The 26,259-nt window shown below is 69.4% G+C and carries 23 protein-coding genes; 14 read left to right on the forward strand and 9 right to left on the reverse strand.

The window, feature by feature from the left end; all coding sequences use genetic code 11:
• Nucleotides 1-22: 22 nt before the first annotated feature.
• On the forward strand, nt 23-658 hold the full coding sequence (locus ACGFIF_RS11345) for a TetR/AcrR family transcriptional regulator (RefSeq protein ID WP_393154080.1): 636 nt from the start codon (nt 23-25) through the stop codon (nt 656-658).
• Between the two features lie 77 nt (nt 659-735).
• Nucleotides 736-2,031, forward strand: a complete 1,296-nt coding sequence (locus ACGFIF_RS11350; RefSeq protein WP_393154082.1) for an erythromycin esterase family protein — start codon at nt 736-738, stop codon at nt 2,029-2,031.
• Here ACGFIF_RS11350 and ACGFIF_RS11355 read toward each other — a convergent pair.
• A complete protein-coding gene (locus ACGFIF_RS11355; protein ID WP_393154084.1) occupies nt 2,025-2,774 on the reverse strand; it encodes an SDR family NAD(P)-dependent oxidoreductase in 750 nt (249 codons plus the stop codon). The two genes, ACGFIF_RS11350 and ACGFIF_RS11355, sit on opposite strands and share 7 nt — an antisense overlap.
• An 85-nt stretch (nt 2,775-2,859) precedes the next feature.
• Between ACGFIF_RS11355 and ACGFIF_RS11360 the strand changes: the two genes are divergently transcribed.
• From ACGFIF_RS11360 to ACGFIF_RS11375, 4 genes are all read left to right on the forward strand, one after another.
• Entirely contained in the window at nt 2,860-3,795 is a 936-nt protein-coding gene (locus ACGFIF_RS11360; protein ID WP_393154086.1) for a hypothetical protein, read from the forward strand.
• Nucleotides 3,796-3,929: 134 nt separating this feature from the next.
• A complete protein-coding gene (mshA, locus tag ACGFIF_RS11365; RefSeq protein ID WP_393155463.1) occupies nt 3,930-5,180 on the forward strand; it encodes a D-inositol-3-phosphate glycosyltransferase in 1,251 nt (416 codons plus the stop codon).
• Nucleotides 5,177-5,665, forward strand: a complete 489-nt coding sequence (locus ACGFIF_RS11370; protein ID WP_393154088.1) for a YbjN domain-containing protein — start codon at nt 5,177-5,179, stop codon at nt 5,663-5,665. Before mshA ends, ACGFIF_RS11370 begins: the two co-directional genes overlap by 4 nt.
• A gap of 10 nt (nt 5,666-5,675) precedes the next feature.
• Nucleotides 5,676-6,422: a phosphoglyceromutase gene (locus tag ACGFIF_RS11375; RefSeq protein ID WP_393154090.1), complete on the forward strand. Its 747-nt coding sequence runs from the start codon at nt 5,676-5,678 to the stop codon at nt 6,420-6,422.
• Nucleotides 6,423-6,755: 333 nt separating this feature from the next.
• Here the strand turns inward: ACGFIF_RS11375 and ACGFIF_RS11380 are convergent, their stop codons facing one another.
• Complete coding sequence (locus ACGFIF_RS11380; protein WP_393154092.1) at nt 6,756-6,989, reverse strand: hypothetical protein; 234 nt, start codon at nt 6,987-6,989, stop codon at nt 6,756-6,758.
• Between the two features lie 71 nt (nt 6,990-7,060).
• On the reverse strand, nt 7,061-7,768 hold the full coding sequence (phoU, locus tag ACGFIF_RS11385; protein WP_393154094.1) for a phosphate signaling complex protein PhoU: 708 nt from the start codon (nt 7,766-7,768) through the stop codon (nt 7,061-7,063).
• 207 nt (nt 7,769-7,975) lie between these two features.
• On the opposite strand from phoU, the gene ACGFIF_RS11390 reads away from it, so the two are divergent.
• From ACGFIF_RS11390 to ACGFIF_RS11400, 3 genes are all read left to right on the forward strand, one after another.
• Nucleotides 7,976-9,190 carry a sensor histidine kinase gene (locus tag ACGFIF_RS11390; RefSeq protein ID WP_393154096.1) on the forward strand — a complete coding sequence of 405 codons (1,215 nt, stop codon included), beginning with the start codon at nt 7,976-7,978 and terminating at the stop codon, nt 9,188-9,190.
• Nucleotides 9,187-9,864 (forward strand): response regulator transcription factor, encoded by a 678-nt coding sequence (locus ACGFIF_RS11395; protein WP_131353111.1) that lies wholly within the window; start codon nt 9,187-9,189, stop codon nt 9,862-9,864. Before ACGFIF_RS11390 ends, ACGFIF_RS11395 begins: the two co-directional genes overlap by 4 nt.
• Nucleotides 9,865-9,991: 127 nt before the next feature.
• Nucleotides 9,992-11,029, forward strand: a complete 1,038-nt coding sequence (locus ACGFIF_RS11400) for an iron-siderophore ABC transporter substrate-binding protein (RefSeq protein WP_393154098.1) — start codon at nt 9,992-9,994, stop codon at nt 11,027-11,029.
• Between the two features lie 190 nt (nt 11,030-11,219).
• On the opposite strand, the gene ACGFIF_RS11405 is transcribed toward ACGFIF_RS11400, so the two are convergent.
• Entirely contained in the window at nt 11,220-11,798 is a 579-nt protein-coding gene (locus ACGFIF_RS11405; protein ID WP_393154100.1) for a hypothetical protein, read from the reverse strand.
• A gap of 276 nt (nt 11,799-12,074) precedes the next feature.
• On the opposite strand from ACGFIF_RS11405, the gene ACGFIF_RS11410 reads away from it, so the two are divergent.
• The 3 genes from ACGFIF_RS11410 to ispF are packed head-to-tail and all read left to right on the forward strand — an operon-like array spanning nt 12,075 to nt 13,777.
• On the forward strand, nt 12,075-12,560 hold the full coding sequence (locus ACGFIF_RS11410; protein WP_012918679.1) for a CarD family transcriptional regulator: 486 nt from the start codon (nt 12,075-12,077) through the stop codon (nt 12,558-12,560).
• A 54-nt stretch (nt 12,561-12,614) separates the two neighbouring features.
• Nucleotides 12,615-13,310 carry a 2-C-methyl-D-erythritol 4-phosphate cytidylyltransferase gene (gene ispD / locus ACGFIF_RS11415; protein ID WP_393154103.1) on the forward strand — a complete coding sequence of 232 codons (696 nt, stop codon included), beginning with the start codon at nt 12,615-12,617 and terminating at the stop codon, nt 13,308-13,310.
• Nucleotides 13,307-13,777, forward strand: coding sequence for a 2-C-methyl-D-erythritol 2,4-cyclodiphosphate synthase (gene ispF / locus ACGFIF_RS11420; protein WP_393154105.1), 471 nt, complete (start codon nt 13,307-13,309; stop codon nt 13,775-13,777). The genes ispD and ispF overlap by 4 nt, the downstream gene beginning before the upstream one ends.
• Here ispF and ACGFIF_RS11425 read toward each other — a convergent pair.
• Complete coding sequence (locus ACGFIF_RS11425) at nt 13,771-14,748, reverse strand: nitrilase family protein (protein ID WP_393154107.1); 978 nt, start codon at nt 14,746-14,748, stop codon at nt 13,771-13,773. The two genes, ispF and ACGFIF_RS11425, sit on opposite strands and share 7 nt — an antisense overlap.
• A gap of 70 nt (nt 14,749-14,818) precedes the next feature.
• On the opposite strand from ACGFIF_RS11425, the gene ACGFIF_RS11430 reads away from it, so the two are divergent.
• On the forward strand, nt 14,819-15,682 hold the full coding sequence (locus ACGFIF_RS11430; protein WP_393154109.1) for a LysR family transcriptional regulator: 864 nt from the start codon (nt 14,819-14,821) through the stop codon (nt 15,680-15,682).
• Here ACGFIF_RS11430 and ACGFIF_RS11435 read toward each other — a convergent pair.
• The 3 genes from ACGFIF_RS11435 to ACGFIF_RS11445 form a co-directional block, all read right to left on the reverse strand.
• Entirely contained in the window at nt 15,651-17,003 is a 1,353-nt protein-coding gene (locus ACGFIF_RS11435) for a M1 family metallopeptidase (protein ID WP_393154111.1), read from the reverse strand. The two genes, ACGFIF_RS11430 and ACGFIF_RS11435, sit on opposite strands and share 32 nt — an antisense overlap.
• Nucleotides 17,003-20,929: a Pls/PosA family non-ribosomal peptide synthetase gene (locus ACGFIF_RS11440; RefSeq protein ID WP_393154113.1), complete on the reverse strand. Its 3,927-nt coding sequence runs from the start codon at nt 20,927-20,929 to the stop codon at nt 17,003-17,005. Before ACGFIF_RS11440 ends, ACGFIF_RS11435 begins: the two co-directional genes overlap by 1 nt.
• Nucleotides 20,930-21,019: 90 nt before the next feature.
• Nucleotides 21,020-22,114 carry a neutral zinc metallopeptidase gene (locus ACGFIF_RS11445; RefSeq protein ID WP_393154115.1) on the reverse strand — a complete coding sequence of 365 codons (1,095 nt, stop codon included), beginning with the start codon at nt 22,112-22,114 and terminating at the stop codon, nt 21,020-21,022.
• Between the two features lie 121 nt (nt 22,115-22,235).
• Here ACGFIF_RS11445 and ACGFIF_RS11450 point away from each other — a divergent pair, with 121 nt between their 5' ends.
• Nucleotides 22,236-23,921, forward strand: a complete 1,686-nt coding sequence (locus ACGFIF_RS11450; RefSeq protein ID WP_393154117.1) for a DUF2207 domain-containing protein — start codon at nt 22,236-22,238, stop codon at nt 23,919-23,921.
• Between the two features lie 68 nt (nt 23,922-23,989).
• On the opposite strand, the gene ACGFIF_RS11455 is transcribed toward ACGFIF_RS11450, so the two are convergent.
• A complete protein-coding gene (locus ACGFIF_RS11455) occupies nt 23,990-25,981 on the reverse strand; it encodes a neutral zinc metallopeptidase (protein WP_393154119.1) in 1,992 nt (663 codons plus the stop codon).
• Nucleotides 25,982-26,259 lie beyond the last annotated feature (278 nt).

Genomic DNA, 26,259 nt, shown 5'->3' on the forward strand with positions numbered 1-26,259 from the left:
ACCAGCAATCGGGGAAGGAACCGTGCCGCGCTCGGCCACCGCGAACCAGGAGCTGCGGGAACGCTCCCGTGAGCGCATCCTCGGCGCCGCACTCGAGGTCTTCGCCGCGAAGGGCTACGAGGCCGCGTCGATCTCCGAGATCACCTCCGCCGCGGGTGTCTCCCGCGGCCTGGTCTCCTACTACTTCGCCACCAAGGAGCAATTGGCCGCCGAGCTGCTGGACCGCTGGCTCGACGGCATCACCGCGATCCTCACGCTGGAAGGTACGCCGGACGAGCGCCTGGCCGGCATCATCGACGGAGCCCTGATGGCGGCCGCCACCACCCTGCCGATCCAGCGCCTGGCCATCACGCTGATGATGCAGCCCACCACCCATGACGTGTTCGCCCAGGTGGAAGCCGACAAGAGCACCCGCCTCGCCCAGGTCGAGGACGCCATCCGCGCCGTCTTCGCCGCCCGCGGCGCCGCCGACCCGGCCGTCGAGGAAATGTTGCTCAGAGCAACCTTGGAGGGCGTCACGGTGAAGCTGGCGATCTACCAGCAGACCTTCCCGCTCGAGGCCGTCCGCCGCCGCCTCTACGTCAGCTACGACCTACCGGCGCCGGCCGCCCCGCTGCCGGTCCCGTCACCGCCGGTCCACCGCCTCCGCGCCAAGTAGGTACGTCGTACGGCGTACAAGCGGAGCCGCCCGCTGACGGATGTCCAGGTCGCCCGGAAACGCCAGTGTTGTGAGGCATGAACAAGACTGGGGTTTCCCGGAGAACGTTGTTGGGTGGCGCGCTCGGTGTCGCCGCGGTCGGCGGCCTGGGGGTGAACAGCTCTGCGTCTCCGGACGAATCGCTCGGCCGATGGATCAGACGGAACGCGGTGCCGCTGGACTCCACCGCTGTGGACGCGTCGTTGCGGGATCTGGAGCACCTGCGCCGATCCGTCGGTAGTGCGCAGATCGTCGGGCTGGGCGAGCCCGTGCACAGTACGGCGGAGATCACCCGGCTGAAGCACCGCATACTGCGGTACCTCGTCGAGCGGATGGGATTCCGGACGATCGCGTTCGAGGACGACTGGTCGCTGTGCACGCAGGTGAACGACTACGTGCAGACCGGTCGTGGCGATCTGCGCGCATTGGTCGGGCAGATGAGCACCGCCTGGCGCTCGGAGGAAGCCGCGGACCTGTTCGAGTACCTGCGTGCCTACAACGCAACGCATCGCGACAAGGTCTACTTCGCTGGTGTCGAGTACTTCGCCACCAGACAGCTCTCGTACGACGCCATCGACCGGTACGTCGCCCGTCATGCGCCCGATCGGTTGGCAGAACTACGCCGCAGCCTGGAGCCGATCACGCCGGACACGACCGACATGGGCAAGTACGTCTGGTGGTACTGGAAGGAGGTCGACAACAAAGCGCCGTACATCAGCAAGGCGAAGGCCGTGTACGAGCTGGTCCGCGCACTGCGGGAGCCCGACGACGTCATCGTGCATCACGCGCGGCAGATCGCGTCGTTCTACGAGGCGTTCAGCCTGCCGGAGGACGAGATCCCGGTCTACCGCGACGCCCGGGCGGCGGAGAACGTGCGCTGGTTGCACCGGCACGGCGACGAGAAGGTCGTCTACTGGGCCGCGAGCGCCCACACCGCGAACGCACCAGGCCTGCGCACGATCGCCCCGCCGTACCCGGACATCGTCTACCCGAGCGCCGGTTCCTACATCACGCGCTGGTACGGCGACCGCTACCGCTCGCTGGGCTTCACCTTCGACAGCGGTACGACGCTCGGCCCGATGGGACCGATCGACATGCCACCGGCGTCACCTGACTGGTTCGAGTATCAGCTGCATGCGGCCGGCACCGACCTGTTCAGCCTGGATCTCCGCAGGCCGGCCAACGGCGCAGTCCGGGAGTGGCTGAACAGTACGGCGAAGACTCGTGGGTACGCGGAGGTCGGGCCGGCGTCGTACATGACCGGCGGCAGCGTCGCCGAGTGGTTCGACGTACTGATCCACTGCCGCCACGTCACCGCGGTGCACGGCTACTGAACGCGGTGCACCTTGTGCTGGGCGGCCTGGGCCCGGGGGCGCACGGTGAGCCGGTCGATGTTCACGTGCGGCGGCCGGGTGGCGATCCAGGCGACGATGTCGGCGATGTCGTCGGAGGTGAGTGGTTCGGCGACACCGGCGTACACGGCGTCGGCCTTCGCTTGGTCGCCGTCGAACCGGGTCAGCGCGAAACCCTCACTGCGCACCATGCCCGGGGCGATCTCGCAGACCCGCACCGGCTGGTCGTACAGCTCCAGCCGCAGCGTGTCGACGACGGCCTTGGCCGCGTGCTTGGCGGCGACGTACCCACCGCCGCCCTCGTAGGCGACCTGGCCGGCCGTCGAGCCCATCACGATGATCGTGCCGCGCCCGGCGATGAGGGCCGGGAGCAACGACTTCGTCACCGCCGCGACGGCGATCACGTTCACCTCGAACATCTGCCGCCAGGCGTCCAGGTCCGCCTCGGCGACCGGCTCGAAACCGAACGCGCCGCCGGCGTTGTTCACCAGTAGGTCGAGCCGGTCGCCGACCGCCTCGGTCAGCGCGGCGACGTCCTCGGCCGAGGTCACGTCGCACTGCACCGCCCGGCCGTCGATCTCCTTGGCCAGAGCCTCGATCCGGTCCAGCCGGCGGGCCGCACAGATCACCTCGAAGCCCTCTCGGGCCAGATGCCGCGCCGACGCGGCTCCGATTCCACTGCTCGCTCCGGTGACGACGGCAAGGGGACGCGCATTCGAAGTCATGTCTCCGAGTCTGGCAGCCCGGTTGCCTTCAGCGGGAACCAGTCCGCACAGTAGAACGTCGAGGTTTTCGGGGAGGGGGCGCGAAATGGACACTCAGCCGAGCGGCGACGACCCGTCCGAGCCTGACCGCGTCCTGCTCTTCTCGCCCGACGTACCGCCGGCGACCCGGAAGCTGCTGTCCGCCCACCCGGATGTCCTGATTCCTGCGAGCACGCCGAAACAGGACGTGGTCGGGCGGCAACCGGTCGGTGAGACGGTTGGCGGTCTGGTCCTGTTCGCCGGGATCGAGTTCGGCCTGTGGATGGCCCTGCGCTGGTTGCTGTACGCGATCTTTCCCGACGGCCTGGCTGTCTGGCTGAGCGGCGGCGCCGCGGTGCTGGGTGGTCTGTTGTTCATCGCCGCGATCGCCGCGATGACCGGCGAGTCCAGGGCTCGCTCGGTCGCCCGCAAGTTCCAGGGCAGGTACTTGCTCGCCGAGGATTGGGACGAGGACGCCGCGGCGCTGATGCGGCGGGCCCAGTTGGCGGTCGACACGATCCAGGACTCCGAGGTGAACCAGCGCGGCCTGCTCGACGCGGCCAAGAACGACGTGATCCTGCCCGAACAGCTGTGGGACATCGGCCGCGTCCTTCAGCAGCTGTCGTCGCTGCGAACTCGTCAGGCCGACATCGAGGAACAACTGCAATCCGCCCGCCTGGAAGCGGTCCTCCAGCCGCAGCGCCAGGCCCTCGAGCTGTCGGCGACCGCGATGGAGACGAAGGTCGCCAAACTCGAGCAGTACGCCGACCAGGTCCGCGAGGCCGACGCCGTCCTCAAGGTCGAGACCGTCCTGGAGGGCGCCCTCCAGGACCGCGATCGGTACGTCGAACTCCTGTCCAGCACCGAGGTCGCCGGCCGGAACGATCTGATCGAAGAGCTCAGCAAGGAGTCCGCCGACCTCCGGGCGGCCTTGTCACGCAGAGTCGCAGCCGCACTCGAAACCGGCCAGGCCCTCGCCCTGCCGACGGAACAGCCGGACTGAGCTCAGACCTGCTTGACGGGCTGGGCTGCTCGCCAGTTGGGCGGCGCCCGAGCACGAGCGGTCGCAGGCGGCGCCGGAGTTACGCTGACCACGTGAGCCTTCCCTCCGCAGACCGTCCGCTCCGGCGGGTCGCGATGATCAGCCTGCACACGTCGCCGCTCGATCTGCCCGGTACCGGGGATGCCGGCGGGATGAACGTCTACGTGGTGGAGCTGTCGAAGCGTCTCGCCGACCTGGGGATCGAGGTCGACGTCTTCACCCGCGCGACCTCCTCCGCCCTGGCCGCCCGCGTCGAACTGATGCCCGGCGTGATGGTCCGCAACGTCGCGGCCGGTCCCTACGAAGGGCTGACCAAGAACGAGTTGCCCGCCCAGCTGTGCACTTTCGCCCGCGCCGTACTGCGGGCCGAGGCGATCCACGAGCCCGGGCACTACGACGTGATCCACTCGCACTACTGGTTGTCCGGCCAGGTCGGGCTGCTCGCCCGCGACCGGTGGGCCGTCCCGCTCGTCCACACCATGCACACGATGGCCAAGGTGAAGAACGCCAGCCTTGCCGACGACGACGTACCGGAGCCGCCCGCCCGGCTGCTCGGTGAGGAACAGGTCGTCGAAGCGGCCGACCGGCTACTCGCCAACACAGCGGACGAGGCGAACGAGCTGATCACCCTGTACGGCGCTCAACCGGCGAAGGTCGGTGTGGTCAACCCGGGCGTGGATCTGGACATGTTCAGCCCGGGTGACCAGGCGGCGGTCCGGCGGTCGATCGGGCTGCCCGAGGATGCCGTCGTACTGGCGTTCGTCGGGCGGATCCAGCCGTTGAAGGCGCCGGACCTGCTGATCCGGGCGGCCGCGCGGATGCTCGAGCGGGATCCGTCGTTGCGGTCGCGCCTCGTGGTCGCGGTGATCGGAGGACCGTCGGGGAACGGCATGGAGCATCCCGAGTCGCATGCGGAACTGGCCCGGGCGTTGGGGGTCGAGGACGTGACCCGGTTCGTCAAGCCGATGGAGCGATCCGCGCTGGCCGACTGGTACCGATCTGCCTCGGTCGTCTGCGTTCCGTCGTACTCGGAATCCTTCGGGCTGGTCGCATTGGAGGCGCAGGCCTGCGGTACGCCGGTGGTCGCGGCGGCCGTCGGCGGGCTGACCACCGCGGTCGTGGACGGGCAGACCGGGTTGCTGGTGCCCGGCCACGGGGTCGACGACTTCGCCGACGCGCTGACCCGGATCGCGACGGATCCGCTCACCCGCGAGACCATGGGCCGGGCGGCGGTCAAGCACGCCCAGGGCTTCGGCTGGGAGCTGACCGCCAAGAAGACGCTGGCCGCGTACCGGGTCGCGACCGAGACGATGGCTGCTGAGCTGGCCGCGGAGGTAGCTGGATGAGAGTGTCGGCGGCGGACGTGATCCGCCAGGTGCTGAAGGAGAACGAGCTCGAGTTCACCGAGAGCGAGCCGGGCGCTTTCACCGCGGACCTGCCGGGGGAGCGGAAGCTGAAGACGACCTGCACGCTGACGGTCGGCGCGCAGGCGGTCCACGTGCACGCCTTCGTCGCCCGGCACCCGGACGAGAACCACGAGGCCGTCTACCGCTGGCTGCTGGAGCGGAACCTGAAGATGTACGGCGTCGCGTTCGCCGTCGACCACCTGGGTGACATCCACCTGGACGGCCGGGTCCCGCTGCACGCGATCACCCCGACCGAGGTGGACCGGCTGCTCGGCGCGGTACTCGAGTACGCCGACTCGTCCTTCAACACGATCCTCGAGCTCGGCTTCTCGTCCTCGATCCGCAAGGAGTACGAGTGGCGGATCTCGCGCGGTGAGTCGACCCGGAATCTGGACGCATTCAAGGGCTGGCTGGAGCCCCAGTAGGCTTGCCGCCATGACCTATCGCCTGATCCTGCTCCGCCACGGCCACAGCGACTGGAACGCGAAGAACCTGTTCACCGGCTGGGTGGATGTCGACCTGAACGCCCAGGGCGTCGAGGAGGCCCACCGCGGTGGCGAGCTGCTGCGCGACCGCGACCTGCTCCCGGACGTCCTGCACACCTCGGTGCTGCGCCGGGCGATCCGCACCGCGACCATCGCCCTCGAGGTGGCCGAGCGCCAGTGGATCGACGTACGGCGGTCCTGGCGGCTGAACGAGCGTCACTACGGCGGGCTGCAGGGCAAGGACAAGAAGCAGACGCTGGAGGAGCTCGGCGAGGAGCAGTTCATGCTGTTCCGCCGCTCCTACGACACCCCGCCGCCGCCGATCGAGCGCGGCTCGGAGTACGACCAGGCCGGCGACCCGCGGTACGCCGGGCTCCCGTCGGAGCTGCTGCCGTCGACCGAGTGCCTGAAGGACGTCGTCGAGCGGATGCTGCCCTACTGGTACGACGCGATCGTCCCGGATCTGCGGGCCGGCAAGACCGTGCTGGTCACCGCTCATGGCAACTCGCTCCGCGCCCTGGTCAAGCACCTGGACAACCTGGACGAGCAGACCATTGTCGGCCTGAACATCCCGACCGGCATCCCGCTGTACTACGAGCTCGACGAGGACTTCCACCCCGTCACCCCCGGTGGCGAATACCTGGACCCCCAGGCCGCCAAGGAAGCCATCGAAGCCGTCAAGAACCAGGGCCGGTAAGCACGCATAAAGGACGCGCCTTCGGCGCGGCTGTTTTGTTGCCGGCTTCGCCGGGTGCGCGGGGTGTGGTCACGAGTCGGCGCGCTCGGCGGCAGGCACCGTGGAAGCGAGGCTTGGCGACCTCGGGTGCGATCGAGGCGGTCATGAGCCGGGGTCGGTAGGTATGCACGCGTGATGGACGCGCCTTCGGCGCGGCTGTCTCGTGGTCCGGCTTCGCCGGGTGTGCGGGCTGTGGTCACGCGTCGGCGTGGTTGGCGCCAGGCACCGTGGGAACGGGTTTGGCGACAAGGGCGCCATCAAGAACCAGCTCCGCTGAAGTTCGGCAGTGCCGGGTCAATCACCGGCTTCGGTGGCCCCTTTCAGGTCCACGGTGCGCAGATAGTCGAGTCGCGCTTGCAGCTGGGGGCGGTCGGCGAGTAGCTCGGCGCTGGCTTCCAGGAGGTCGAGCTCGGCTTTCAAGAGGTCCTTCATCCGTCGCTCGACCGAGTCGAGATGGTCCAGCATCTCCTCGCCGGACAAGTTGGACACATCGGTGCTGATCAACCGCTCGGTCTCTGATTCGTCCATGCCACGGAAGGTATCCCGAAAGGCGCCCCCGGCAACTGCTGCCGGGGGCGCCTTCGGGGTGTTCGGGGGCTTTAGTTGCCGTTCGGGTTCGGGGTGGAGGCGCCGGCTCCGGAGCCGGCGGCGGTGCCGCCGACGGCGACCGGGAGCTCGCCGGTGACCAGGTAGACGACCCGCCGCGCCATCGAGACGGCGTGGTCGGAGATGCGCTCGTAGTACCGGCCGAGCAGGGCGATGTCGACCGCGACCTCGACGCCGTGCGGCCAGGAGTCGTCCATCATCAGCCGGAACTGGTTGGTCCGCAGCCTGTCCATCTGGTCGTCGGTGGCCTCCAGCTTGCCGGCCGCCTCGACGTCACGGGTCTGGATCACGTCCCCGGCCGCGTCGACCATCTTGCCGGCCACGGTGCCCATCTCGGTGATGACGCTGTGCAGCTCGTCGGGGATGGCCGGCGCCGGGTAGCGCAGCCGGGCGATCTTGGACACGTGCGCGGCCAGGTCGCCCATCCGCTCCAGGTCCGCGACCATCCGCAGCGCCGCGACCAGCATCCGCAACTCGTTGGCGACCGGCGACTGCCGCGCCATCAGCTCGAACACCTTCTCCTCGACGCCCTCGCCGGCCGCGTCCAGTTGGATGTCGGCCGCGATGACCTCTTCGGCCTTGCGGATGTCGGCCTCCAGCAGCGCCGCGGTCGAGCGTCGTACGGCGGTGGACACCGTCCGGGTCATCCGCTCCAGCTCGGCGAGGATGTCGTCGAGCTGCTCGTGGTAGGTGTCACGCATTGTGTTCGTTTCCGATCTGTGGTGTCCGGGTGCCGCGGGGGGCGGGGAGGCCGGCACCGCCTGGTACCCGCCCAACGGTGACCGTATGCCGTCGAGGTTGCCGGACGGCGACGAGTGGTGAACGCCTGATGAACAGTTAGGTCGCGTCCCGGTCATCCGGTGATCATTCGGTCTTTCCCTGCTGGTTGCCCGCGTAGCATCGTTGCCGTGGACCCCACGCTGGCTGCGGTGCTGGGCGGCGTCATCGGCGCGGCCCTGGCCCTGCTTTCACTCGGTGCGATGATGCTCAGTGAGCGGGCCCAGCACAAGATCCCGGAGTCCCCGGAGCCGATCGTTCCGAGCGGTGTCGCCACCGTCTTGTCGGTGCTCCGCTCGTCCGCGGTGGTGATGGGCCCGGAGGACCAGGTGCTCCAGGCCAGCGCCCCGGCCCACGTGCTCGGCATCGTCCGGGGCGAGCGGCTGGTGGTCGAGGACCTGCTGACCATGGTCCGGGCGGTCCGCCGCGACGGCGAGATCCGCCAGCAGGACCTGGAGATCGTCCGCGGCCGGCTCGGTGCGACGCAGTACGTGAGTGCCCGGGTGGCGCCGCTGGGCAGCCAGTTGGTGCTGGTCCTGGTCGAGGACCGGACCCGGGAGCGCCGGCTGGAGGCGATCCGGCGGGACTTCACCGTCAACGTCAGCCACGAGCTCAAGACCCCGATCGGCGCGCTGATCCTGCTCGCCGACGCGGTCTCGGAGGCGTCCGACGACCCGGAGGCGGTGCAGCGGTTCTCCGGCCGGATGCGGGTCGAGGCGTCCCGGCTGAGCCGGCTGGTGAAGGAGATCATCGAGCTGTCCCGGCTGCAGGGCGACGACCCGTTGGAGAACCCCGGCCCGGTCGACATCAACGGCGTCATCGACGCCGCGGTGGACCGCTGCCGGGTGGACGCGGAGGACCGCGACATCAAGATCGTGGTGAAGACCGAGCCGGACCTGGAGGTGATGGGCAGCGAGGACCAGCTGTCCATCGCGATCGGGAACCTGGTCGAGAACGCGGTCAACTACAGCCCCGACGGCACCCGGGTCGCGGTCGCGGCACACCCGATCGGCGACCTGGTCGAGGTGACCGTCAGCGACCAGGGCGTCGGCATCCCCAGCAGCGACCTGGAACGCATCTTCGAACGGTTCTACCGGGTCGACCGGGCCCGGAGCCGTGAAACCGGTGGTACCGGTCTCGGCCTCTCCATCGTCAAACACATCGCCTCCATCCATGGAGGCGATGTGCGGGTCTGGAGTGTCGAGGGCCAGGGCTCCACCTTCACCGTGAGACTCCCGCTGCGGCTCGAACCCGCCGCGGGTCAGACCGACTCCTCCAGCCAGGACGAGCCGGCCATCTACCTGGCGCCTACCCCGTCAGACAGAACCAAGGAGGCAGCTTCGTGACCCGAGTGCTGGTCGTCGAAGACGAAGAGAGCTACAGCGACGCGTTGTCGTACGTGCTGCGCAAGGAAGGGTTCGAGGTCGCCGTCGCGGAGACCGGACCGGACGCGCTGGACGAGTACGACCGGGCCGGTGCGGACATCGTCCTGCTCGACCTGATGCTGCCGGGTCTGTCCGGCACGGAGGTGTGCCGGGCACTGCGCAGCCGGGGCAACGTCCCGGTCATCATCGTCAGCGCCAAGGACACCGAGGTGGACAAGGTGGTCGGCCTCGAGCTGGGCGCCGACGACTACGTGACCAAGCCCTACAGCCCACGGGAGCTGCTCGCCCGCATCCGCGCCGTACTGCGGCGTGGTCAGGACGTGGAGCTGCTGCCGGACACGCTCGAGGCCGGGCCGGTCCGGATGGACGTGGAGCGGCACGTGGTGACCGTGTCCGGGACCGAGATCCGGCTCCCGCTGAAGGAGTTCGAGCTGCTCGAGATGCTGCTGCGCAACACCGGCCGGGTGCTCACCCGGGGGCAGCTGATCGACCGGATCTGGGGTGCCGACTACGTGGGCGACACCAAGACCCTGGATGTCCACGTGAAGCGGCTGCGCTCGAAGCTGGAGAAGGACCCGTCGAATCCGCAGCACCTGGTGACGGTGCGTGGTCTCGGCTACAAGTTCGAGTCCTGACGTACAACAGGCCGGGCTCTCGCCGCCCGGTCCGAGTCCTGAGTCACATCGCCCCAGGCTGCACAGGCCGTGGTGGTTAGCTTAGGCTCTCCTTAGTTGAGGCAAGTCATTCGCTAAGGAGAGTCCCATGTCCTGGTCCCGTTCCCGGGCGGCCCTGCGGCCGGCCCGAACCGCCGCGCTGGCGGTCGCCACCGTTCTGGTCGCGACCACGCTGGCCGCGTGCGGCAGCGACGCCGGCGAGCAGAGCAGCGGCTCTGCCAGTACGGCGGCCGCCGGGTTCCCGGTCACGTTGAAGAACACGTTCGGCGAGACCACCATCACCAAGAAGCCGGAGCGCATCGTCACGCTCGGCTGGAACGCCCAGGACGTGGTCTACGCGCTCGGTGAGACGCCGGTCGGGATGCCGAAGGTGACGTACGGCCCGACTCCGGCCGGGGTGACCGCGTGGGATGCGGACAAGTTCGACGCCGCCAAGACCGAACTGCTGGACACCAGCGACAAGTTCCCGTTCGAGAAGATCGCGGCGCTGAGGCCGGACGTCATCCTGGCCCCGTACGAGGGCTTCGACGCGGCCACCTACAAGACGCTGTCGGATATCGCGCCGACCGTCGCCTACCCGGGCGCACCGTGGCAGACCACCTGGCAGGACCAGACCCTGCTGGTCGGTCAGGCGCTGGGCAAGAAGGCCGAGGCCGAGAAGCTGATCGCCGGGATCGACGAGAAGATCAAGCAGGTCGCGACCGAACACCCGGAGTTCAAGGGCAAGACGATCACCGTCGGCTCGTTCGGCGCCGACAACTACGTCTACATGCCTACCGACCCGCGGGTGCAGATCCTGAACGAGATGGGCTTCGTGAACGCCCCCGGCGTGGAGAAGCTGCAGGCCGGCAACACCAAGAAGGAGTTCGCGCTCACCATCAGCAAGGAGAAGGTGCCGGACATCGACGCCGACGTGGTGGTCGCGTACGTCGACGGGCTCGGGGCGCAGAAGTTCCAGGCCGACCCGGTCTACTCCTCGCTGGCCGCGGTCAAGCGCGGCAGCGCGTACGTGATGGAGGACCAGCAGGTCATCTCCGGGATGAGCGCCGTCAGCGTGCTCAGCGTCCCGTGGGTGCTGGACAAGATCATCCCCAGCCTGTCCAAGGCTGCCCAGGCCGCGGGCTGACCGTCCGCCGGGACCTCGGCCACAGGTCCCGCCGGTACGACGAACGGGCCGTCCCGCGCCGGGGCGGCCCGTTCGGCTGTCTCAGGCCCGGGTACGACGCCCGCTCAGGCCTGACGGACGCTCGCTCAGGCCCGGGGTACGGACGCTCGCTCAGGCCCGGGGTGCGGACGCTCGGCGTCGTACCGGAGGCTCAGCCGTGCGACTCCCCATCGGCGCGCGGAGACGGGGAGTAGTGGTCCTCGGTCAGGACCGGGATGTAGGCGGTGATCGGGGCGGCCTCGCCGAACGTGATCACCACGTTGATCATCTGGCCCGGCTTGCCGCCGGTGACCGTGATCGGCTCACCGGGCGCCTCGGCGTTCTCGGCGAGCTCCGGGGCCGGTTCCGGCGGCAGTAGGGTCGACGTCCCGGCCTTCAGGTCCAGGGGCTTGACGTTGCCGAACGTGACCTCGGTCGGCTGGTCGCCGCCGGCCTGGCCGTCCTGGGTCCCCGGCGGCGCCTGCTCGATACCGACCAGGGTGTCGTCGGAGCCGCCGTTGTTGACGATGACGGCGTGCAGCTCGCCCTTGCCGTCCTCGGAGGCGATGACCAGCGCGTTGCGGACCGCGATCGACCCGGAGTCGGCGTTGGTGCCCTCGGCCGGCTGGTAGTTCTGCAGCGTCTGGGCGTTGAAGTTCGCGCCGCAGGCCGCCAGCACGAAACTCAGGGTAGCGGCGGCTCCCGCCAGCGCGGTGCGCCGGACGGGCCGCGAGGACAACGTGATCGGCACTGGAATCCCTCTCCTGCAAAGCTGTTCGACGCCGTCAGGCAGCGGCCTCCGGCGCGTCACAGCGTAGCTCTCGCACCTGCCGGAGCCGACGGCGGGATGCCCATCACGGGCTGTCGCGAGGGTGTCCCGGGCAACCATCCGGGCGCGATTCACGCGCGCACAAGGCACGGCTGAGAGCGTTTGTCAAGCCAGGAAGTGGCCTCTGACCAGCGCAAACGCCCCGGCCGGACCATTGGCCACGTGGTAGGATGGAGCTTGGAAAGGGGCACGTGACATATGACTTTCACAGTCGGCGAGACGGTTGTTTACCCCAATCACGGTGCGGCCGTCATCGAGGACATCGAGACCCGTCAGATCAAAGGTGAGGACAAGACCTATCTGGTCTTGAGGATCGTCGCTCAGAACGACCTGGTCGTCCGGGTCCCCGCGTGCAACCTCGATCTCGTCGGCGTGCGTGACGTCGTGGATCAGGCTGGCCTGGAGCGCGTCTTCGACGTGCTGCGCGCACCGCACACGGAGGAGCCGACCAACTGGTCGCGACGGTACAAGGCGAACCTCGAGAAGCTGCACTCGGGTGACGTAATGAAGGTGGCAGAGGTCGTCCGCGACCTGTGGCGCCGTGAGCGTGACCGGGGTCTCTCCGCCGGTGAGAAGCGGATGCTGGCGAAGGCTCGCCAGATCCTGGTCTCCGAGCTGGCCCTGGCCGAGCACACCAACGAGGACAAGGCGGAAGCCATCCTCGACGAGGTTCTCGCTTCCTGACCCCGGTCGGACCGAGTCGAAGTACGTGATCCTGCCGTCCTGCGCGGGCTCGACATGAGCACCGCGGCCATCATCCCGGCGGCCGGTCTCGGGCTGCGGCTCGGTGGCGAGACACCGAAAGCATTTCGAGAGGTCGGTGGCGAATCGCTGCTGGTCCACGCCGTACGTGGACTGAAGGCAGCGACCGCCGCCGACCTCGCCTGTTTTGTGGTTGCCGTCCCGGCCGGCACCGAGGACGCGGTCCGCAAGGAACTCGAGCCGTACGCCGGGGATGCCCGGCTGCTCGTGGTCGCGGGCGGCGCCGAGCGGGCCGATTCGGTCCAGGCGGCGCTGGAGCTGGTCCCGGTCGACGGGATCGACTGCATCCTCGTCCATGACGCGGCCCGCGCCTTCGTCCCGGCCGCTGTCGTCGAACGCGTCGTTGCCGCGGTGCGTGGCGGGGCCTCGGCCGTCGTACCGGCCGTGCCGGTGACGGACACGATCAAACGGGTCTCCGCGGCCGGTGAGGTCGTCGACACGCCCGATCGCTCGACGCTGGTCGCCGTACAGACTCCGCAGGGGTTCGATCCCGCCGTACTGCGTCGTGCGCATGCGGCCGGTGGCGCCGGGGCGACGGATGACGCGATGCTGTGTGAGCGGCTCGGCGTGGCCGTGCTGACGGTCGAGGGCTCCGAGGACGCGTTCAAGGTGACGCGGCCGCGGGACCTGCTGCTGGCCGAGGCGTTGCTGGCGGACAGGAGGCTGACGTGAAGGTCCCACGGGTCGGGAACGGCGTCGACGTACACCCGCTGGAGGAAGGCCGGCCGATGTGGCTGGCCGGCCTGCACTGGCCCGAGGAGACGTCCGGGTTGGCCGGTCACTCCGACGGTGACGCGGCCGCGCACGCGATCTGCACCGCGCTGCTGAGTGCGGCCCGGCTGGGCGATCTGGGGTCGAACTTCGGCACCTCCGAGCCGGAGTGGGCCGGCGCCTCGGGCGTTGCGCTGCTGGCCGAGGCGGCGCGGCGGGTCCGGGCGGCCGGGTTCGAGATCGGAAATGTCTCGGTCCAGATCGTCTGCAACCGCCCCAGGATCGGCCCCCGGCGGGAAGAGGCCGAGAAGGTCCTCAGCGCCGGCTGCGACGCCGAGGTGTCCGTCAGCGCGGCGACCACCGACGGCCTGGGTTTCACCGGCCGGGGCGAGGGCATCGCGGCCATCGCCACGGCGCTCATCTACTGACGGCTCGGCTTCGAGAGGCTGACGGGGTCGGGCGAGAAGCGGGCTGCCCTCGGGTCCAGCTCGTCCCCGGTCCGCTCGGTCAGTACGCCGTACAGCTCGGGACGGCGGCCGCGGAGCCAGCGGCGGCCCGTTGCCAGCGGCACCAGCTCCAGGTCGAGGTCGGCGATCACCACGGACTCGGCCGGCACCGGGGTCTCCGCGAGGAGCCGGCCGTACGGGTCCAGGATCATCGCGTTGCCGGTGCGGACCTCGTCGTCGTCCCGGCCGACACCGTTGCTGAACAGCACGAACAGGCCGTTGTCGTGGGCCCGGGCCGGCAGCCAGCGCATCAGCCAGCCACGGCCGTTCGGCCCGTTGAACGCTTCCTCGATCGCGGCCTGATCCCCGCTCTCCCAGAGCTCCAGCGGGATGGGTTTCATCCCGTGCGGGCTGCGCGAGTTCGTCCCGCCGGTCTGGTGCGGCGCCAGCAGGACGGTTGCCCCGAGCAACGCGGTGATCCGGACGTTCTCGACCAGGTTGTTGTCCCAGCAGATCAGCACCCCGGCCCGGAACCCCCAGGGCGTGTCGAAGACCGTGTACGTCGACCCGCTCGCGATCGCCTCGTGCTCGAACGCATGCAGCTTCCGGTGCACGTGGACGTCCCCGGTCGGCAGGCAGACGGCGTACGAGTTGAACAGCTTTCCGTCGGCCACCTCGAGGAACCCGACACCGATGCCCGCGTCGAGTTCCTTGGCGAGGGCAAGGACCTGGCCGACCAGTGGGCCGTCCACGCGCGAGGCCAGCTCGTGCAGGCGCGCGGCGGTGTGCCGGCGGAGGTGCCAGTAGCCGAGCAGGCACATCTCCGGGAACACCACCAGCCGGGCGCCGCCCGCGACCGCCTCGCGGGCCAGCCGCTCGACGGTCGCGAGGTTGGCCGGCGGCTGGTCCGGGACCGGTTCGAACTGGACGACCGCGCTGCGAAAGAGGTTCATGAGCCCATCGAAACGCCGAAGGTTCTATGACGTCCAATAGTTGTTTGGTCAGATTCCATATCGTGGAGTTATGGATCTCCGATTGCTCCGGGCGTTCGTCACGGTCGCCCGGCTGCGCAATTTCGGGGCCGCGGCCGAGGAGCTGTCGACCAGCCAGCCCGCGCTGACCAAGCAGATCCAGGTGCTGGAGCGAAAGGTCGGTTCGGTGCTGTTCAGTCGCGGCCGGCATGGTGCCCGGCTGACGCAGGCCGGCGAGCTGTTGCTTCCTGACGCTCTGGAGTTGCTCGACCGATCGGAGGCGTTCGATCGGCGCGCGGCGCAGGTCGCAGCGGGTAGTGAAGGGTCGCTCGCGATCGGGTTCGGGCTGTCCGGGATCGAGTTGGCACCACGCGCAGTAGCGCTGTTCCGGAGCCGCTGGCCAGGTGTCTCGGTATCAATCGACGACATGTCATCAGCGGTCCAGTGCGAACGGCTGCTCGCGGGCAGTCTGCAGGTCGGGTTCGTCCGGCTGCCCGTCCCCGCCGGCCTTGAACACCTACGGTTACGGCGCGACCGGCTGGCTCTCGCGGTCCCTGCCGGAGTCGACGTACCGCGTGACATCGGTCGCTGGCTCGACGGCCGGCCGCTCGTCCGTCTCACCCCGGCACGAGGGCCCGGCCTGACCGCCCAGATCAACGGCCTGTACGGCGAACTCGGCTGCCACCCCACCGTTCTTCAGGAGACCGCCGACCTGCAAACCGTGCTGGCCTTGGTTGCCGCCGGCGCCGGTCCGGCCGTCGTACCGCAGTCCGCCGAACGGATCGCACCGCCGGAGCTCCGCCTCGTCCCGCTGCCCGGCCGAGCCGCCACCTGGTGGATCGGCGCGGCCTGGGCCACCCGGACGCCGCTGACCGAACGCTTCGTCAAGGCCGCAGCCGAAATCGCCCGCTCCTGAAGGCAGGCAGCTCCGTCGAGTCCAGCCACTGGGCGAACAGGTGGCGTACGGCGCCCTCGTCCGGGCTGAACGACACGGCCAGTGCGATGAACTCGTCCGTCGTCACCGAGCCGTGCCGGTAGGACTTGGTCCACGTGCGCAGAAGTTCGAAGAACGCGTCGTCGCCGAGGTGCTGACGCAGTACGTGCAAAGTGATCGCGCCGCGCTTGTAGAGCCGGTCGTCGAACATCAGCTCCGGACCCGGGTCCGACAGCAGCAGGTCCTGCGGCAGGCCCTTCAACCGCGTGTGTGCCTTCGACACCTGCTGCGTCGCGGTCAGACCGCCCGACGCCTCGGACCACAGCCACTCGGCGTAGCAGGCGAACCCTTCGTTGAGCCAGATGTGCTGCCAGCTCGACGGCGTCAGACTGTTGCCGAACCACTGATGCGCCAGCTCGTGCGCGACCAGTCGCTCGGATCCGCGCCGTCCGTCCAGATGGTTGCTGCCGAACACCGAGATGCCCTGCGCCTCCAGCGGAATCTCCAGCGGGTCGTCCGTGACCACGACCGTGTACGCACCGAACGGGTACGGCCCGAACAGCCGGAAGAACAGCTTCATCATGTCCTGCTGCCGGCCGAGATCCACTTTCGCGTTGGGGATCAGGGCCGCGGGCAGCACGGCCCGGGTCGTCACCGGTGACGCGGCCAGCTCGATGACGTCGTACCGGCCGATCTGCACGGTCGCCAGGTACGTCGCCATCGGTGCGGCCTGGTCGAAGACCCACGTGGTCCGGCTGGCCTTCACCCGCCGTGACACCAGCCGCCCGTTCGCAACCACCTGGTACGGCGAATCAGTGGTGACCGTGATCCGGTAGTGCGCCTTGTCGCCGGGGTGGTCGTTGCACGGGAACCAGGTCGCCGCGCCACTCGGCTGGCTCGCGACGATCACACCCTCGGTGAGCTCCTCCCAGCCCAGCTCGCCCCACGGACTGTCCTCGGGCCTGGGACTCCCGCCGTACTGGATGTCGACGGTGAATTCGGCGCCGTCCATGATGTTCGCCGAGATGTGCAGCTTCCCGGCACGGTGGGTGTAGCGCTGGGGCCGGCGACCGTTGACCGACACCTTGGTGACCCGCAGGCCGGACAGGTCGAAGCTGATCCGGGACAGGGCCTGGGTGGCCACGGCGGTGATGGTCGCCTTGCCGGTCAGGCGGTTGCTGCTGACCCGGTAGTCCAGGTCCAGCTCGTACGACTCGACGTGGTAGCCCCCGTTGCCGTGGGAAGGCACGTAGGGATCGCAGGCGGTCGCTGCCCCGGGCAGCCCGTTGTTGCGGGCAACCATCAGCTCTGCCAGGGGGCGATCGGGTTTCCGGCCCAGCGCGTCCCGGCAGGTACACCTTCACCACGCATCACAAGAGACACCGGCCCGATGGTAGCTCCTGCTCCCACACTGGCGGCCGGCAGGACGATGCCGTGGGGCCCGAGGGTCGCTCCCGGCCCGAAGGTGACTGTGCTCATGGAGAGAACTCGATCATGAAACAGGTGCGTCTGCAGCACGCAACCGCGATTCACCGTGGCACCGTCGCCGAGCGTGACCAGATCGGCCTCGGGCAACCAGTACGTCTCACACCAGACGCCCTTGCCGATCTTGGCCCCGAGGGTCCGCAGCCAGAGCGCGAGGACCGGCGTACCGGCGGCGGCGTTCGCGAACCACGGCGCCGCGACCAGCTCGACGAAGCTGTCGACCACCTCGTTGCGCCAGACGAACGAGCTCCACAGCGGGTACTCGACCGCGCGGGTCCTGCCCACGATCACCCACTTGGCCACCGTCGCCATCCCGCCCGCGACCGCGCCGGCGGCGAGCATCACCGCGCCGGACAGCAGCACCGTGAGCCATGGCCCCAGCCACATGTCGAGCGCCTGCAACGCGAACAGCACGCCGAGCGCGATCACCACCGTGCACATCATCGGCACGAACCGGCACAGCTCGACCAGCGCTCTGGCCACCTTGAGCTTGAACGGCGGGTTGAACGTCCGGCTCTGGTCACCCGCGACCGCCTGCCGCCGGAGCTTCACCGGCGGCGATCCGAGCCACGACGTACCGGCCTTCGACTTCTTCGGCGCCGCCGACAGGACTGCTACCAGCCCGTTCTTCGGCACCGACCGGCCGGGTGCGGCCATCCCGGAGTTCCCGAGGAACGCCCGCTTCCCGACCTTCGCACCGGCCACGTGCAGCCAGCCGCCACCCAGTTCGTACGACGCGATCATCGTGTCGTCGGCCAGGAACGCGCCCTCACCGACCGTGGTCATCTTCGGCAGCAACAGCACCGTCGACGCCTCGACATCCCGGCCGATCTTCGCCCCGAGCGCACGCAGCCACCACGGCGTCAGCAGACTCGCGTACAGCGGGAAGAGCAGCGTGCGGGCCGAGTCCAGCAGCCGCTCGGTCGCCCAGACCTGCCACCCGATCCGGCTCCGGACCGGATAGTGGCCCGGCTTGATCCCGATCCCGAGCAGCCGGACGCCGATCAGCGTCAGCACGGCGAGCATCACGAAACCGACGAGCGTCATCAGCGGTACGGCGGTGAGCGCCTTGAGCGCGGCCTGGCCGAGTGTCTCGGTGCCTTGCAGCGCATTGCCGAGTACGACGATCGCCGCCGCGGCCGCGGCGACCGGCAGCAACGACATCACCGCGGACTGAGCGCCGTACGCGAGGACCCACCACGGCGCGCGAGCCGGGCGGTGGTCAGGCCACGGGCGCCGGGCGCGGCCGAAGCGGGTCGCGGGGGATCCGGACCAGCGCTCGTTCGGCGGCACCTTGCCGGAAACGGCCGAGCCGGCCGCGATCTCGGCATTGCGGCCGATCTCCGCACCGGGCAGCAACGTACTGCGGGAGCCGATGACTGCCTCGGCGCCGACGGTCACCGGGCCGACGTGCAACTGGTCGCCGTCGATCCAGTAGCCGGCCAGGTCCACCTCGGGCTCGATCGACGCGCCGCGACCCATGGTCAGCATCCCGGTGACCGGTGGGAGCGTGTGCAGGTCGACACCGCGGCCGATCTTCGCGCCGAGAGCCCTTGCGTAGTAGGCGATCCAGGGCGCGCCGGCCAGGTTCGCCGCGCCGGCCGCGTCGGCGAGGTTCTCGGCCGCCCAGAGACGGACGTGGACGCTGCCGCCTCTGGGGTAGATGCCGGGCTTGAGGTTGTGGAGCAGGATGCGCGCGCCGACGACGGCGATACCCATCCGGCCGGCCGGGGTGATCAGGATCAGCCAGCCGGCCAGGATCCACCACCACGAGACGGTCCGCAGCCAGGGAAGCGGACCGGCGAACTCGGCGAGCAGGTTGTTCAGGGTGAACAGGTAGACGAGCCATCGGACGCCGACGACCGTCTGCAGGACCAAGGTCAGCGCGGTCTGGAGCAACTGCGTCGGCTTCGGCGTCGGTCTGATCTCGCGGAGCTCGACCGGCGCGGCGCTGACGGTGGACTCGTCCAGCCGGTCGGCGAGGGCTCCGAGCCGCGGGTACTCGTAGATGTCCGCGACGGTCACATCCGGGTAACGCTCGCGGAGCGCCGACACGAGTTGCGCGGCCGCGAGACTGCCACCGCCGTGCAGGAAGAAGTCGTTGTCCGCGTCGGTGACCTTGGCGCCGAGGACCTTCGTCCACCGCTCTGCCAGCCACCCCGCTGTCCCGTCGAGCTCGGCCGCTGGTTCGTCGCTGTCCATGCCCTCGAGTGGCCAGGGAAGCGCGTTGCGGTCCACCTTGCCCGAGGTCCTGGTCGGCAAGGTGTCGACGATCGCCAGGAGCGGTACGAGTGCTGCGGGCAGGGCTTTCCGGAGCTGCTCGGTGGCCGCCTTCTGGTCGAACACGGTCGGGTCCTCTGGTACGACGTACCCGACGAGCAACTGGTTACCGGCGGCGCTGGCCCGGACGGCTGCTGCCGCGCCGGAGACGTTGGGCAACCCCTGCAGGGCGGCGTCGACCTCGCCGAGCTCGATCCGGCGGCCGCCGAGTTTGATCTGCTCGTCGGCGCGGCCCTGGAAGATGAGGCCCTCGGGCTCATAGCGGACCAGGTCGCCGCTGCGGTACGCGCGTTCCCAGCCGAGCGTCGGCATCGGGGCGAACTTCTCCGCGTCCTTGGCCGGGTCGAGATAGCGGGCCAGGCCGACGCCGCCGATGATCAGCTCGCCGATCCCGCCCTCGCCGATTTCATTGCCTTCGGCATCTACTACGGCGAGGTCCCAGCCGTCCAGCGGCAGGCCGATCCGGACCGGGCCCTCCCCGGTCAGCTGAGCGCCGCAGGCCACCACGGTCGCCTCGGTGGGGCCGTACGTGTTCCAGACCTCGCGGCCGTCCGTCGCCAGTCGTTCCGCGAGCTCGGGCGGGCAGGCCTCACCGCCGAAGATCAGCAGCCGGACCTGGTCGAGCGCGTCGGCCGGCCACAGTGCGGCGAGGGTCGGAACAGTGGAGACAATCGTGATTCCCTGCGCGACCAGCCAGGGGCCGAGGTCCATGCCGCTGCGGACGAGCGACCTCGGTGCCGGCACCAGGCACGCACCGTGACGCCAGGCCAGCCACATCTCCTCGCAGGACGCGTCGAACGCCACCGAGAGCCCGGCCAGGACGCGGTCGTCGGGGCCGATCGGTTCGTGCTGCAGGAAGAGTCGTGCTTCCGCGTCCACGAAGGCCGCCGCGGATCGGTGCGAGACGGCGACGCCCTTGGGTACGCCGGTCGAGCCCGAGGTGAAGATGATCCACGAGTCGTCCTCCGGCTCCGGGCCGCCCACCCTGACCGGATCCAGTTGTGCCGAGTCCATCCGGGCGGAGTACGGGAAGTCGAAGTAGCCGTCGGCGTTGTCGTTGTCCGGCGGCGGACCGGCCGGTGCTGCCCGGAGCAGCTCGAGCTCCAGGTCGTCGGTCACGATGGCAGCGACCGCGGCCTCACCGAACACCAGCTCGGCGCGCTCGTCCGGGTCGTCCGCATCCACCGGCACGTACGCCGCCCCGGCCTGCAACGTGCCGAGGATCGCGACGTACAAGTCGTTGTGACCGGACGAGATCCGCACCCCGACCCGATCCCCCGGCCCGATCCCACCCGCGGTCAGCCGCCCGGCGAACTTGGTCGTCTGCTCGAGCAACTCCCGATAACTCAGACTCACACTGCCGTCATCGAGCGCCGGCTCGTCCGCAAACTCAGCCGCCGTCTCTTGCAACACATCCACCAGCGTCCGCGCGGGTGGCGCCCACTCCCCGCGTCGCAACGTCACGCCCGGATGATACGCCTCCCAGTTAACACAACCCGAACCTCGAACAACCGTAAGAAACTCACGCGGTGACCACGGACCAGGTTCTCGTTGTTACTGGACCAGGTTGGCGGGGGCGGCGTAGGTGTTGCAGGCTTTGTTCTCGGAGATGTTGAAGCCGTTCTGGATCCAGAAGCCCTGGCTGGTGGCCAGGCCGTGGGTTCGTTCTTCGGGTGGGGTGCTGGGGGATTCGCCGAAGCTGTTGGACGACTGTTCTTTGAACTCGTTCATGCGGTTGGTGAGCGGGTAGGTGTTGGCGACCGCTTTGCTGAAGACGCCGGCGAAGCAGGAGGCCTGGAGCTCGTTGCGGCGGGAGTACTCGAGCTTCTTGTCCGGGTGGTCCTGCAGGTACGCCGCTCGCGCATAGAACAGCCCGGTGACGCCTTGGACGTGGTGTCCGTACTCGTGCGCGATGGTCATCAGGTAGGCGAGATCCTGCTGCGGCCCGAACGCCTTGTTCATCTGCTGGACGTCGGTGTACATCACCTGATTGCCGTAGCAGTAGAACGCCAGCACCCGGCCGGACAGCGGCGCGAAGTTGCCGCACGGTGTGACGACCGGCTTGTCGAACACGACCAGGCCCGGGTCCGGCTTCTCCTGGTCGAGGCCCTTGAAGATCGGCCGCCAGGCGTCGTTCAGGCAGGTGAACAGCTTCTGGTAGTACACCTTCTGCGCCGCGAGGCTGCCGTTGCCGAGGTTCGCGGCCCTGCAGTTCTGCTCGGGCAGCGCGCCGCTGCGGTAGATCTCGGCGTTCAGCAGGTAGTCCTCCGCCGAGCCCTTCTGCGGGTTGGTGGTCGCCGTCGGCACGATCGACGGCCCGGTCACCCCCGGCTGTGCGGCGTCGTCGGTGCTGCCGCCGGTCAGGATCACGCTGATGGCGACCAGCGCCCCGCAGAGGATGGCGAGCACAGCGAAGCCGAACAGGATGAGCCGGACCGCTCCACCCCGCCGCCGCTGCGGCTGGAAGCCGTTGAACTGGCCCGGCCCGCCGTAGTACGGCTGAGCCCACTGACCCTGGTACGGCGCTCCCTGCTGGAACTGACCAGGCGGTGGGGCGAACTGACCCTGTGGTGGCGCGTATCGGCCGGGCAGCGGACCGCCGTACGGGGCTGACTGCGGCGGCGGCAGGACGCCGGGCGGTGGGCCCACGGGCCGATCCTGTGGACGGCCCCCGTAGCCGTACGGGCTGCTCACCGGTGTTGCCCTCCTGCCGCTGGACTGGCCTGACTCGGGTTCGCTGGACGAACCGGCACGAGACTACTCTCGACCCATGTCACTGAAGCGCCGCCTCCTGCCGGCTGCCCTGATGATCTCCCTGACCGTCCCGTTCGTTGCCCTGGGCACGTTGCCGGCCCAGGCCGCCGACGACCAGGTCACGGCGTACGCCGCCGAGGCGACGCTGACCAAGGACGGTGCGCTGCAGGTCAAGGAGACAGTGGACCTGACGGCCGGCGGGTCGACGTTCAGCCGGACGCTGACGACCCGAGTCCGAGCCGACGCCGAGCGGGACCGGACGTACGACGTCAGCGACGTGTCGGCCACCGTGAACGGCCAGCCGGCGCAGGGCTTCGAGAACGCGAGCACCGACGACGGCCGCCTGCTCACGCTGAACGTGTCCGGTCAGTCGAAGATCGTCTACAGCTACACCGTGGACAACGTGGTGGCCGAGTCCACCGAGGGCCGCGAGGTGAGCTGGCCGATCGTGCAAGGCTTCGGTACGGCGATCCCGAAGGCCTCGGTGACTGTGGACGTGCCCTTCGCGACCTGGGTGACCTGTATCTCCGGCCGGGTCGGCTCGAGCATGCCGTGTACGTCGTCCCAGTTGGCCGAGTCGGCCGCGCTGCAGATCGACCAGAACGGCGTACCGGCAGGTGGTCGGCTGACCTTCCTGACCGGGCTGAGCGACCAGGCGACAGTCCAGCCGAATGCGGAGTTCACGACTCGCTGGAGCCTCGGCCGGGCATTCACCGCCGACTCGAGCACGATCGGCCTCTCCGCGCTCGTGTTCGGTATCGGACTGCTCGGTGCGGTGGCGCTGTGGTTCTTCCGCGGTCGTGACGCGGCCAAGGTTGGTGGCGGTGCACCGGAGCGGCCGGTGCTGGACAGCACCGACGGGCCGCAGTTCGCTGCACCGGACGGCATCCGGCCGGGTCAGGTCGGCACGGTGGTGGACGAGACGGCGGACGTCGTCGACATCACGGCGACGCTGCTGGACCTCGCCGTACGGAACTACCTGACCATCGTGGAGCTGCCGCGGCAGAGCCAGTTCGGCAAGCTGGACTGGGAGCTGCACCGGCTGAACCAGGGCGGTCCGGAGCTCCTGCCGTACGAGAAGGCTCTGCTGGACGCAGTGTTCGCGGACGGCGACTCGGTCGTCGTCTCGGCGCTCGGCGCATCGCTGCGGCCGCGGCTCAACCTGGTGCGCGAGCAGTTGTACGCCGACGTCGTGACGCAGGGGTGGTTCAACAACCGGCCGGACGCCGTCCGGAACCGCTGGACCACTGCGGGCGTGGTGCTGCTCGGTGCCGGCGTCGTACTGACGATCGTGCTTGCCATCGTGACCAAGTACGCCCTGGTGGGCTTCGCGGTGATGCTGGCCGGACTGGTGCTCGCACTCGTCGGTCAGGTCGCGCCGGCTCGCACTGCGCGTGGTGCCGCCGTACTTGGACGCGTGGCCGGCCTGCAGCGGTACCTGCTCGACGAGACCTCGGCGGACCTGCCGCAGAGCCACCGGCTCGAGTTCGCCTCGCGGTGCCTCCCGTACGCCGCTGTGCTCGGGCTGACCGAGAAGTGGGCGCTGGAGATCGCCGCGACCGATGACGACGACGACCCGGACGCCGGCATCGGCTGGTACTCCGGACCGGAGAACTGGCACCTGTCCGACATCGGTGAGTCGCTCAGCAACTTCGTCACGTCCTTCGGCGGCTCGCTCACCACGGCTCGCCGCCTCTTCTGAGCCACACACAGAAGCCCGGGTCCAGTGCGTGAACCGGGCTTCTCTGTTGTGCTGCTAGGGATGGAGCGCTAGGCCACGCGGGCCTCGTCCGCGGTGTAGGTGTTGCAGGAGTTGGGCTGCTTGGTGTTGTACCCGGCGAGGGACCACTGGTAGTTGCTGACCCGGTTGCCGTGGTCGTGCACCCGCGGCCGGGCGTAGTCGTCGCCGGTGTGGGTGATCAGGAACTTCCAGTTGGCCAGCAGCGGGTTGCGCATCGGGATGAACGCCGCGTTCGCACCCAGGTACGCCGCACCGAGGCACGTGGCCTGCAGCTCACGGCGACGGCTCTCGAGCAGCTTCTGGTTCGGTGTCATCTTCTGCTGCCGGGTGACCGAGGCCGCCAGGATGCCGCTCAGGTTCTGGACGTGGTGCCCGTACTCGTGCGCGAACGTGTTCAGCATGATCGCGCGGGCGTACACCGGGTTGTTCTTGTAGTACCGGTTGTCCACGGCGAACGGGAGATAGATGGTCTCGTTCGCACCGCAGTACGCCGCCCGGACGCTGCGCTGCATGCCACACGGGGACGACAGCTTGCCGGCGTACACGGCGACCTTGGGCGCCCGGAACGGCAGACCGGCCTTCTTCGTCGCCAGCAACCAGGTGCGGTTGAGGCACGGCACCAGGCGGTTGTAGTAGTTCCGCGCGGCGGTGAAGTTGATCGGCGCGAACGCCGGCTCGGCGCACTTCGACGCCGCGATCGGGCCGACGGTGTACAGCTTGTTCGCGGTGACGATGTCGTCGACGGTCGGCGCGGCCGGTGCGGGCGGTGTCTCGGACGCCGGTGACGGGCTCTCCGACGGCGACTCGGACGGGCTCTCGGACGGCTGCACCGAGGGGCTGTTGGTCGTCTGCGGGGCTTCGTCGCCGGTCATGCGCACGAGGAGGGTGACGCCGGAGCCGACGACCAGTACCGCGAATACGACGAGACCGATCAGCAGACCGCGCGTCCGCGTCTTCTGCTTCCGTCGCCGGCCGCCGCCTGGTGGCTGCGGGATCGGGATCGGCGGGTACTGCCAGGTGGGTGCCTGCTGTACCGGCTGTCCCATCGGGCCGAGCTGGCTGCCGGAGCCGTGGCCGCTGAAGCCGGTACCGAACCCACCGGCACCGCCCTGCTGCCCGCGCTGGGCCGCGTGGCGAGCGCCGCCTTGCTGTTTGTTCGGGGGTAGTGCGTTGCTCCACGGTGACGGTGCTTGCGGGGGAGGCCCGGGCTGTGGCCAGCCACCTTGTGTGGCTGGACCTTCCGAGGAGGGGCCCCAGAGATAAGAGCTCTCCGAGCGCGCACCCGTGCCGCCGGCCTGGGGTCCACCGGCCTGGGGTCCACCGGCCTGGGGTCCACCGGCCTGGGGTCCGCCGGACTGGGGTGCACCGGACTGGGGTCCGGCAGACGGTCCAGCGGTGTCAGGAGCGCCTGCCTGAGGGCGGCCGCCTTGCGACGGGCCGGCGGTGGGTCCGGCGCTCTGCCAAGGTCCGGAGCCCTGCTGCGGTCCGACCTGCTGCGGGCCGGTGCCTTGCTGAGGTCCGGTCCGCGGGGGCTGCGGCGGGCTGCCGTACGCCGGCGCCGACTGCCAAGAACTCACCGGCGCAGTGCCGGACTGCCCCGCGCCACCCGGCCCACCGGCCTGAGCACTGCCCTGGGCGCTGCCGGCCTGCCCAGCGCTGGACTGGCCGGCAGTGGGCTTCGCCGGACCGGATTGGCCCGGACCGGTTTGCCCCGGACCGGACTGGGTGGGACCGGATTGAGGGCCGGGCTGGGTGGGGCGGGACTGCTCGGGGCGGGTCTGCCAGGTTGGGTCCTGGTCGGGGTCTTCGGGGCGGCGGTTGGTCCAGCCGTCACCGAACCAGTTGTTCGCCGGGCGCTCGTCCTGGGACGCGGTGGGGTCCTGGAACTCGCGCTTGGCGTCCTTGGCCTCGCTCCACCACGTGGGCGACTGGCCATCCCCGGCAGGCTGCTCCGGCGGACCGGCCGGCTGGTCGCCGTCAGCCGGTTCGCGCCCCGGGGGTGGATTCCAGTTGTCCGACATCGATACTCCTCACGACCTTCTGGGTGTAGCCGTCAACGTGGTGCGTCCGGCGCTGTTCGGGGTGCCGACGCCGCGCCGGGTCGTGCGTCCCCCCGGACAGACTGCTCGCCCCCGGACATACTTTGCGTGATCCGGACGCACCAGGCTAGCCAGCCCGGCCAGTCTCCGTCTGCAGCCCGGTGCTCCGTGACCGAGACCACTATGACGTGGTGTGGTACCGCACCCGTTCCCGCGGCACGCCGACCCGCCGACGAGCTGCTCGTGGACGGCCGTCGTAC

Source organism: Kribbella sp. NPDC049174 (assembly GCF_043197365.1).
In the GTDB taxonomy this organism is placed as follows: Bacteria; Actinomycetota; Actinomycetes; order Propionibacteriales; family Kribbellaceae; genus Kribbella.

Excerpts from the sequence above, each read along its gene's own strand:
- ispD (WP_393154103.1), top strand. The coding sequence starts at position 12,615 with ATGAGCACCGCGGCCATCATCCCGGCGGCCGGTCTCGGGCTGCGGCTC.
- ACGFIF_RS11455 (WP_393154119.1), bottom strand. The coding sequence starts at position 25,981 with ATGTCGGACAACTGGAATCCACCCCCGGGGCGCGAACCGGCTGACGGC.
- phoU (WP_393154094.1), bottom strand. The coding sequence starts at position 7,768 with ATGCGTGACACCTACCACGAGCAGCTCGACGACATCCTCGCCGAGCTG.
- ACGFIF_RS11425 (WP_393154107.1), bottom strand. The coding sequence starts at position 14,748 with ATGAACCTCTTTCGCAGCGCGGTCGTCCAGTTCGAACCGGTCCCGGAC.
- ACGFIF_RS11450 (WP_393154117.1), top strand. The coding sequence starts at position 22,236 with ATGTCACTGAAGCGCCGCCTCCTGCCGGCTGCCCTGATGATCTCCCTG.
- ACGFIF_RS11370 (WP_393154088.1), top strand. The coding sequence starts at position 5,177 with ATGAGAGTGTCGGCGGCGGACGTGATCCGCCAGGTGCTGAAGGAGAAC.
- ACGFIF_RS11435 (WP_393154111.1), bottom strand. The coding sequence starts at position 17,003 with ATGGTTGCCCGCAACAACGGGCTGCCCGGGGCAGCGACCGCCTGCGAT.
- ACGFIF_RS11350 (WP_393154082.1), top strand. The coding sequence starts at position 736 with ATGAACAAGACTGGGGTTTCCCGGAGAACGTTGTTGGGTGGCGCGCTC.
- mshA (WP_393155463.1), top strand. The coding sequence starts at position 3,930 with ATGATCAGCCTGCACACGTCGCCGCTCGATCTGCCCGGTACCGGGGAT.
- ACGFIF_RS11355 (WP_393154084.1), bottom strand. The coding sequence starts at position 2,774 with ATGACTTCGAATGCGCGTCCCCTTGCCGTCGTCACCGGAGCGAGCAGT.
- ACGFIF_RS11400 (WP_393154098.1), top strand. The coding sequence starts at position 9,992 with ATGTCCTGGTCCCGTTCCCGGGCGGCCCTGCGGCCGGCCCGAACCGCC.
- ACGFIF_RS11375 (WP_393154090.1), top strand. The coding sequence starts at position 5,676 with ATGACCTATCGCCTGATCCTGCTCCGCCACGGCCACAGCGACTGGAAC.
- ACGFIF_RS11410 (WP_012918679.1), top strand. The coding sequence starts at position 12,075 with ATGACTTTCACAGTCGGCGAGACGGTTGTTTACCCCAATCACGGTGCG.
- ACGFIF_RS11360 (WP_393154086.1), top strand. The coding sequence starts at position 2,860 with ATGGACACTCAGCCGAGCGGCGACGACCCGTCCGAGCCTGACCGCGTC.
- ACGFIF_RS11380 (WP_393154092.1), bottom strand. The coding sequence starts at position 6,989 with ATGGACGAATCAGAGACCGAGCGGTTGATCAGCACCGATGTGTCCAAC.
- ACGFIF_RS11430 (WP_393154109.1), top strand. The coding sequence starts at position 14,819 with ATGGATCTCCGATTGCTCCGGGCGTTCGTCACGGTCGCCCGGCTGCGC.